5 protein-coding genes are annotated in these 8,376 nt (G+C 61.4%); 2 read left to right on the forward strand and 3 right to left on the reverse strand.

Annotated elements, in window-relative coordinates; all coding sequences use genetic code 11:
* Positions 1-24: 24 nt before the first annotated feature.
* Positions 25-921: an NAD(P)-dependent oxidoreductase gene (locus tag ACTJKS_RS03300; protein WP_262949603.1), complete on the forward strand. Its 897-nt coding sequence runs from the start codon at positions 25-27 to the stop codon at positions 919-921.
* Here the strand turns inward: ACTJKS_RS03300 and ACTJKS_RS03305 are convergent.
* Positions 812-3,094: a putative bifunctional diguanylate cyclase/phosphodiesterase gene (locus ACTJKS_RS03305; protein WP_108181899.1), complete on the reverse strand. Its 2,283-nt coding sequence runs from the start codon at positions 3,092-3,094 to the stop codon at positions 812-814. The two genes, ACTJKS_RS03300 and ACTJKS_RS03305, sit on opposite strands and share 110 nt — an antisense overlap.
* A gap of 147 nt (positions 3,095-3,241) precedes the next feature.
* A complete protein-coding gene (locus ACTJKS_RS03310) occupies positions 3,242-3,610 on the reverse strand; it encodes a YkgJ family cysteine cluster protein (RefSeq protein WP_041070557.1) in 369 nt (122 codons plus the stop codon).
* A 301-nt stretch (positions 3,611-3,911) separates the two neighbouring features.
* On the opposite strand from ACTJKS_RS03310, the gene ACTJKS_RS03315 reads away from it, so the two are divergent.
* Entirely contained in the window at positions 3,912-5,261 is a 1,350-nt protein-coding gene (locus tag ACTJKS_RS03315) for a spinster family MFS transporter (protein ID WP_108181900.1), read from the forward strand.
* A gap of 138 nt (positions 5,262-5,399) precedes the next feature.
* Here ACTJKS_RS03315 and rapA read toward each other — a convergent pair whose 3' ends face one another.
* Entirely contained in the window at positions 5,400-8,246 is a 2,847-nt protein-coding gene (rapA, locus tag ACTJKS_RS03320; RefSeq protein ID WP_041070553.1) for an RNA polymerase-associated protein RapA, read from the reverse strand.
* Between the last annotated feature and the right edge of the window lie 130 nt (positions 8,247-8,376).

The following is an 8,376-nucleotide window of genomic DNA, read 5'->3' on the forward strand; positions in this document are numbered from 1 at the left end:
GATCTTTAATCGAAAAGAGGCAAAATGATGTCAACGCTACCTTCGTTGGGCTTTGCCGGAATCGGCCTGATGGGCTTGCCCATGTGCCACCGTTTGCTGGCGGCGGGCTACCCGTTGACCGTGTGGAACCGCAACCCGGCCAAGTGCGCGCCCCTGGTTGAAGCCGGCGCCCGGCAGGTGGCGACTCCAGCCGAGCTGTGCGAACACGCGGACGTGGTGATGCTCTGTCTGGCCGATACGGCGGTGGTGCGCGAGGTGGTGTTTGGCACTGGCGGCGTTGTTGAAGGTGCGAAAAACGGCCAGTTGCTGGTGGACTTCTCCAGCCTCGAACCGACGGCTACTCGCGAGATGGCCGCCGACTTGGCAGGCAGGACCGGCATGGCCTGGCTTGATTCACCGGTGTCCGGCGGCGTGGTCGGTGCCGAGGCGGGCAGCCTGGCGATCATGGTCGGTGGTGCGGTGACGGATCTGGATCGGGTACGCCCGATGCTGCTCAACCTCGGTCAGCGCGTCACGCACATGGGCGGCATTGGCGCGGGGCAGGTGACCAAGGCTTGCAATCAGATGATCGTCGCTTGCAACGCGTTGGTGATTGCCGAAGTGGTGGCGCTGGCCGAACAGGCCGGAGTCGATGCGCGCTTGATTGCCGAAGCGCTGGCCGGTGGCTTTGCCGATTCGAAACCGCTGCAGATCCTCGCCCCGCAAATGGCCGAAAGCCGTTTTGAACCGGTGAAATGGCACGTGCGCACGCTGCTCAAGGATCTCGATACGGCGGTGAAATTCTCCCGCGAACAAGGCTCGGCCACGCCGATCAGCGGATTGGCCGCACAACTGATGCGCCTGCATGGGGCACAGGGTTTTTTGCAGAAGGATCCAGCGACTCTGGTACGCATGTACCGCGCGCCAGACTCAGTGGATTGACCGAATGCGCGTGTTTGCGCTGGTTGATTTCCTCCAGCACCGGACGGAGTTCATCCAGCGGCACCGGGCGGCTGAGCAGATACCCCTGAATGAAGTCGCAGCCCGAACGTTCGAGAAACTCGTACTGCTCCAGGCTTTCCACGCCTTCGGTCACCACCTGCAAGTGCAGGGTGTGGGCCATGACGATGATCGCCTGGACGATCTCCATGTCGGCGGTCGCCGCAGGAATGTCGAGGATGAACGAGCGGTCGATTTTCAGCGTATTGAGCGGCAGACGTTTGAGGTAGGCCAACGATGAGTATCCGGTGCCGAAGTCGTCGATCGACAGCGATACGCCGAGGGCCCGGATCTGCCGCAACAGCACCAGCGTGTTGGCGATGTTGCCCATCAGTGCGTTTTCGGTGACTTCCAGCTCCAGCCGTTCCGGCGCGACCCCAGCGCTGCGCAGTGCACTTTCGATTTCGTTGGCCAGTTCTTCCCGGGCCAGGTTGAGCGGTGAGCAGTTCCAGGCGATTTTCAGTTCGTTGCAGCCGTGGCGCGTCAGTTCGCCGAGGTCGGTGCAGGCGCGGCGAAGCACCCAGTTGTCCAGTTCGGCGATCAGGCCGTTGGTTTCGGCAATCGCGATGAAACGGTCCGGGGCCAGCAGGCCATGCACCGGATGCTGCCAGCGAATCAACGCTTCGAGTTTGGTCACCCGGCCGGTTTTCAGTTCGAAGATGGGTTGGTAATACAGCGTCAGCCCGTGGTCTTCACGCAAAGCCTGGCGCAGTTCTTCTTCCAGTTGCAGTTCGAGGCTGGCGCGGGTCTTCATGTTCGAACTGAAAAAATGCAGGCCGTTACGCCCGGCACCCTTGGACTGATACAACGCCAGATCGGCGTGCTTGAGCAGTTCTTCGCAGCTGGTGCCGTCGTTGGGGAACAGGCTGATACCGATGCTGGTGGTCATCACCATACGACGTCCGGCCAATTCGATCGGCTCCTTCATTTTCTGCATGATCCGTTGCGCCATGCTGCGCGCTTCCTCGCGGTCGTGCAGGCCGATCAGGATGCAGAACTCGTCACCGCCAAAGCGTGCGACCACGTCTTCATGGCTGCGCACCGAGCCTTTGATGTGGTTGGCGATGACTTTGAGCAGGGCGTCGCCGGCGTCATGGCCGAGGCTGTCGTTGATCCGCTTGAAGTGGTCGATGTCGAGAAACATCACCGCGAGCATGCCGCCTTCGCTGGTTTTCTGGCTGAGTTTCTCGGCGAAGATCTGGTTGAAACCGCGACGGTTGATCAGGTTGGTCAGGGCGTCGTAATTGGCCACTTGTTGCAGCGACATCCGAGCCTGATCGAGCTGGCTGAGCAGGGCATTGACTCGGCGCAGATCCTGCTCCTTGCTTTGCAGTTTCTTGTCGGCCAGTGCCGCGCTGATCGCGCTGCCGAGAATCAACAGTGTGATCAGCGCGATGGTCAGGCCCAGTTGCAGGTGATTGGTTTCGGCACTCAAGGTCGGCGTGGCGCCTTCGGGCAACACCAGATGCAACGCGGCCATCCCGGTGAAATGCATGCTGATGATGCCGGCGCCGAGGATGATCGCGGCGGTGTATTTGAACAGTTGATGAAAACGCCCACTGCCTTCACGCAAGTAACCGGCGACCCACAGCGCGGCGAAACTGGCGCTGATCGCAATCACGATCGACAGGCAGAACAACAGCGGCTCGTAATAGGCGGTGGCCACCGAGTGCATCGCCGCCATGCCGACGTAATGCATGCCGGCGATGCCCAAGCCAATGACGATGGCGGTTTTCAGGTAATGCACCCGTGAGGGATGGGGCACGCTCAGGGTGTGCATCGCCAGCCACGAAGCGAGCAGGGCGATCACCAGGGAAAACAGGGTGGTGGCCAGTTCGTAATGGATTTCGATCGGTGTCTGGAACGCCAGCATGGCAATGAAGTGCATCGCCCAGATACCGCCGGCCAGGCAAGTGGCGCCGATCCAGCGCCAGACCCGTTGCGAGCCCGGGTCTTCGGCATGGCCGACCCGCTCGGCCATGTCGAGGGTGGCAAAACTCGCGGCGCAGGCGACCAGATAAGCCACCAGCACCAGCAAGGGATTGTGTGTGCAATCGAGAATGACCTGCCCGCCGTCCGGCAGCTCGGTAACAAACTGCAAACCAAGCCACTCCATAGCATCCCCGTCTCTGAAGTCGTCCCTTCTGCGTCAGAAACGCAGGCGAATGAGAGGAGTATAGAGGCGGTTTTTATCGTGCAAGCGATAGTGGCATATTGGCGCCAACCATTTCGGCATGAGCCTCATAGCGATTGGCGCTAAGCGTCAGGCGCTCTGGTCGTAGGGGATCTGATTCCAGTCCTTCTCAAGGGGCGGCAAGCCGAAGCGGGCGCGGGCCTTGTCGCAATCGACATTCTGTTCACCGTTCTCCCAGGACGATTCGAATTCGCGGCAGGGGCTGGAGCGCTGCTCATAAATCGAGCACTGCACCTGACTGCCCACCTCGCCGACCAACGCCGTACAACGCGGTGACTTGCAGTCGGTGCCGTTCATCGCCACCCGGCTGGGGCTGATCTGCGTCACCAGCTCATCGGGCACTGTGCCGCCGGAGGAGGCGCATTCACCCCAGAAAAAAGACACGCGAAAATGGGAACAGCAGGCACCGCAATTCAGACACGGACTGACTTCGGACATTAGGAGGGCATCAAAGGGGTTGATCGGCGAATCCGGACGGATCCGGCGGCTATTCTAGGCTTCGCCATGAACTTGGGAAGGGGGGCGCGAAAGTATTTTTTTGTAGCCGGGTTTTGCCTCTAAACCCCCGGTTTACGGGGGATTGCTGCGTTATCAAGGGCTTACGTTTCTTTACAGAGCCATGGCTCATTATCAGCTTGACGAATGATCACAGACAGCTACGCACCGCCTGTCTAGATTGCAGGTTCCGGGCTCGGATGCGTCGGCAGTGAAGCCCTCATAACAATAAAGAGACGGACCCATGCAGAACTCGACCCAAGCGGCGAATGCCTGGCGCATTCTGTTCCTGTTGTTCCTTGCCAACCTGTTCAACTTCTTCGACCGCACCATTCCGGCGATCATCATCGAGCCGATCCGCATGGAGTGGCACCTGAGTGACTTTCAACTGGGGATCGTCGGTACCGCGTTTACCCTGGTTTATGCGATTGCCGGTCTGCCGTTAGGCCGCATGGCCGACACTGGCTCGCGCAGCAAACTGATGGGCTGGGGCCTGGCGACCTGGAGCGCACTGACGGCGGTCAACGGTCTGGTTGGTAGTTTCTGGAGCTTTCTGTTGGTGCGCATGGGGATCGGCATTGGCGAAGCCAGTTATGCACCGGCCGCCAACTCGCTGATCGGCGACCTGTTCCCGGCACACCGCCGGGCGCGGGCCATGGGCATTTTCATGCTCGGGCTGCCCTTGGGATTGTTGCTGGCGTTCTTCACCATCGGTGCGATGGTCAAGGCGTTCGACAGCTGGCGTGCGCCGTTCTTTATCGCGGCGGTGCCGGGGCTGATCCTCGCGGTGTTCATGTTCTTCATCAAGGAACCCAAGCGCGGCGCGGCGGAAACCGTGCAGGTGTCCCAGGATAAAGTCGACAGACCGATCCGCCGTGTCCTCGCCGTGCCGACGTTCCTTTGGCTGGTGATGGCGGGCCTGTGTTTCAACTTCGCCACCTATGCCTGCAACTCGTTCCTGGTGCCGATGCTGCAGCGCTACTTCCTGATGCCGTTGCAGGACGCGGCGGTGGCAACCGGGGTGATTGTGGGGATCACCGGGTTGATCGGCCTGACACTCGGCGGCTGGCTCGCTGACAAGATTCATCAGCGAGTCGCCAACGGCCGGCTGCTGTTTGCCGGCTTCAGTCTGATCATCTCGACCCTGTGCACGGCCTGGGCGTTGCACGCCGGACGGGTCGAGATCGGCGTGTTCGTCGCGGTGTTCAGCGTCGGCTGGCTGTTTGCCTATAACTTCTACACCTGCGTGTACACGGCGATCCAGGACGTGGTCGAACCACGCCTGCGGGCCACGGCGATGGCGTTGTTCTTTGCCGGGTTGTACTTGCTCGGCGGCGGCTTGGGGCCGGTGGTGGTGGGGGCCTTGTCCGATCACTTTGCCAAGTCGGCGATGCTTTCGGCGGGGGCTGAGCAGATGACCGAGGCGTTCAAGGCTGTCGGCCTGCATGACGCGATGTATCTGATTCCGGTGGCGCTGTTTTTCACCATGGTGTTTCTGTTTCTGGCCGCGCGGTGTTTTGTGCGGGATGCGCAGCGGATGAAGGAGGGGTTGGTGGCAGTGGTTGAGCCTGATGTTTCTGTGGCGACTGCATGATTGCTATCGCTGGCAAGCCAGCTCCCACAGTGACCGAGTCACACGCATAATTTTGTAAACACTCCAAACCCTNNNNGGCAAACAAAAAGGCCCGCATCACTGCGGGCCTTTTCATTTACAGCGGTGGGGCAGGGTGGCTTAACCCGCCACAAGTACCCGAATCGCTTCCAGACGCAGCGCCGCTTTATCCAGCATCGCCAGACCCTGTTCACGCTGCTGGCGCAACGCATCGAGTTCGCTGTCGCGCACGGTCGGGTTGACCGCTTGCAACGCGGTCAGGCGCGCCAGTTCTTCTTCGGTGTCGGCTGCCAGACGGCGCCGGGCCTCGGCCACGCGCTCGGCGTGACGCGGAGTGACCTTGTCTTCACCCGCGTTGATCCGTGGCGTCAGCTGATCGCGCTGGGCCTGGATGAACTTGTTGGCGCTGGCGCGAGGTACGCTTTCCAGTTGATCGTTGAGGGTTGCGAACGAGACCCGTGGCGACAGGTCGTTACCGTTGGCATCGAGCAGGCAGCGCAAGGCGGCCGGTGGCAGGTAGCGGCCCAGTTGCAGCGAACGCGGGGCAACCACTTCGCTGACATAGAGCAGTTCCAGCAGCACGGTGCCCGGTTTCAGTGCCTTGTTCTTGATCAGCGCGACGGCGGTGTTGCCCATCGAACCGGACAGCACCAGGTCCATGCCGCCCTGCACCATCGGGTGTTCCCAGGTGATGAACTGCATGTCTTCGCGCGACAGCGCCTGGTTGCGGTCGTAGGTGATGGTCACACCTTCGTCGTCGCCCAGCGGGAAGCTGGCGTCGAGCATCTTCTCGCTCGGCTTGAGGATCAGGGCGTTTTCCGAGTGGTCTTCGCTGTCGATGCCGAACGCATCGAACAGGGTTTCCATGTAAATCGGCAGGGCGAACTGGTCGTCCTGTTCAAGGATCGCCTCGACCAGCGCATCCCCTTCGCCAGCACCGCCGGAGTTGAGTTCCAGCAGACGGTCGCGACCGGTGTGCAGCTCTTGTTCCAGACGCTCGCGCTCGGTGCGGGCCTCGTCGATCAGTGCTTGCCACTCGCCGTCATCGGCTTCTTCGAGCAGCGGCAGCAGGCGCGGGCCGAACTGATGCTGCAAGGCGTTGCCGGTCGGGCAGGTGTTGAGGAACGCGTTCAATGCTTCGTGGTACCACTGGAACAGGCGCTCTTGCGGGCTGGTTTCCAGGTACGGCACGTGCAGTTCGATGATGTGCTTCTGGCCGATCCGGTCGAGACGACCGATGCGCTGCTCGAGCAGGTCCGGGTGCGATGGCAGATCGAACAGCACCAGGTGATGAGCGAACTGGAAGTTGCGACCCTCACTGCCGATTTCCGAGCAGATCAGCACTTGCGCGCCGAACTCTTCGTCGGCGAAGTAGGCGGCGGCGCGGTCACGCTCAAGGATGTTCATGCCTTCATGGAACACCGTGGCCGGAATGCCGGAACGCACGCGCAGGGCATCTTCCAGGTCCATCGCGGTTTCGGCGTGGGCGCAGATCACCAGCACTTTGGTGCGCTTGAGCATTTTCAGCTGATCGATCAGCCACTCGACGCGCGGGTCGAATTTCCACCAGCGCTCTTCTTCGCTGGCGTCCGGCTGGGCCTGGAAGCTGACTTCCGGGTACAGCTCGGCGTGATCGCCCAGCGGCAGTTCGAGGTATTCGTCCGGGCATGGCAGCGGGTAAGGGTGCAGTTTACGCTCGGGGAAACCCTGCACGGCGGCGCGGGTGTTACGGAACAGTACGCGGCCGGTGCCGTGGCGGTCGAGCAGCTCACGCACCAGACGGGCGCTGGCTTCGCTGTCGCCATCGTTGACCGCGGTCAGCAAGGCTTCGCCTTCGTTGCCGAGGAAACCGTGGATGGTCTTGTGCGCTTCCGGCGACAGGCGCCCCTTGTCGAGCAGTTCCTGAACGGCTTCAGCCACCGGGCGATAGTTCTCGCTCTCGGCGCGGAACGCGGCCAGGTCATGGAAACGGTTCGGGTCGAGCAGGCGCAGACGGGCGAAGTGGCTGTCCTGACCGAGTTGTTCCGGGGTCGCGGTGAGCAGCAGTACACCGGGAATCACTTCCGCCAGTTGCTCGACCAGCGCGTACTCCGGGCTGACCTTGTCTTCATGCCACACCAGGTGATGGGCTTCGTCGACCACCATCAGGTCCCAGCCGGCGGCGAACAGTGCATCCTGCGCCTTCTCGTCTTCGACCAGCCATTCCAGGGCAACCAATGCCAGCTGGGTGTCTTCGAACGGGTTGGTGGCATCGCTTTCAATGAAGCGTTCTTCGTCGAACAGCGCGACCTGCAGGTTGAAGCGGCGGCGCATTTCCACCAGCCACTGGTGCTGCAGGTTTTCCGGCACCAGAATCAGCACGCGATTGGCGCGGCCCGAGAGCAGTTGGCGATGGATCACCAGACCGGCTTCGATGGTTTTCCCCAGGCCCACTTCGTCTGCCAGCAGAACCCGTGGCGCGATGCGGTCGGCGACTTCACGGGCGATGTGCAACTGGTGCGCGATCGGTTGCGCACGCACGCCGCCCAGGCCCCAGAGCGAGGACTGCAATTGGCGGCTGGTGTGTTCCAGGGTGTTGTAGCGCAGGGAGAACCATGGCAGCGGGTCGATCTGTCCGGCGAACAGACGGTCGCTGGCCAGACGGAACTGAATGAAGTTCGACAGCTGGGTTTCCGGCAGGGTGACGGCTTCGTTCTGCCCGTTGAGACCGTGATAGACCATCAGCCCGTCGACGTCGTCGACTTCGCGCACGGTCATCTTCCAGCCTTCGAAGTGAGTAATCGTGTCACCCGGCGAGAACCGCACGCGGGTGAGGGGCGCATTCCGTAGCGCGTACTGGCGGGTTTCGCCAGTGGCCGGGTAAAGCACGGTCAACAAGCGGCCGTCCTGTGCCAGAACGGTGCCTAAACCAAGCTCTGCTTCGCTGTCACTGATCCAGCGTTGCCCCGGTTGATACTGCTGCGCCATGCTGCCTGACTCCCACCTTGAAAAAGCGGGCTATCTTAACGGAATGCAGGCTTCAGGGCCAAAGATTACTGGGTAGGAGCTGCCGCAGGCTGCGATCTTTTGATCTACGGAAACACCTGAGTTCTACGTT

It is taken from the genome of Pseudomonas sp. 22189 (assembly GCF_052045635.1).
GTDB classification, from domain to species: domain Bacteria; phylum Pseudomonadota; class Gammaproteobacteria; order Pseudomonadales; family Pseudomonadaceae; genus Aquipseudomonas; species Aquipseudomonas parakoreensis.

Coding starts and splice junctions, on each gene's coding strand:
- ACTJKS_RS03300 (WP_262949603.1), top strand. CDS start 25: ATGATGTCAACGCTACCTTCGTTGGGCTTTGCCGGAATCGGCCTGATG.
- ACTJKS_RS03305 (WP_108181899.1), bottom strand. CDS start 3,094: ATGGAGTGGCTTGGTTTGCAGTTTGTTACCGAGCTGCCGGACGGCGGG.
- ACTJKS_RS03310 (WP_041070557.1), bottom strand. CDS start 3,610: ATGTCCGAAGTCAGTCCGTGTCTGAATTGCGGTGCCTGCTGTTCCCAT.
- ACTJKS_RS03315 (WP_108181900.1), top strand. CDS start 3,912: ATGCAGAACTCGACCCAAGCGGCGAATGCCTGGCGCATTCTGTTCCTG.
- rapA (WP_041070553.1), bottom strand. CDS start 8,246: ATGGCGCAGCAGTATCAACCGGGGCAACGCTGGATCAGTGACAGCGAA.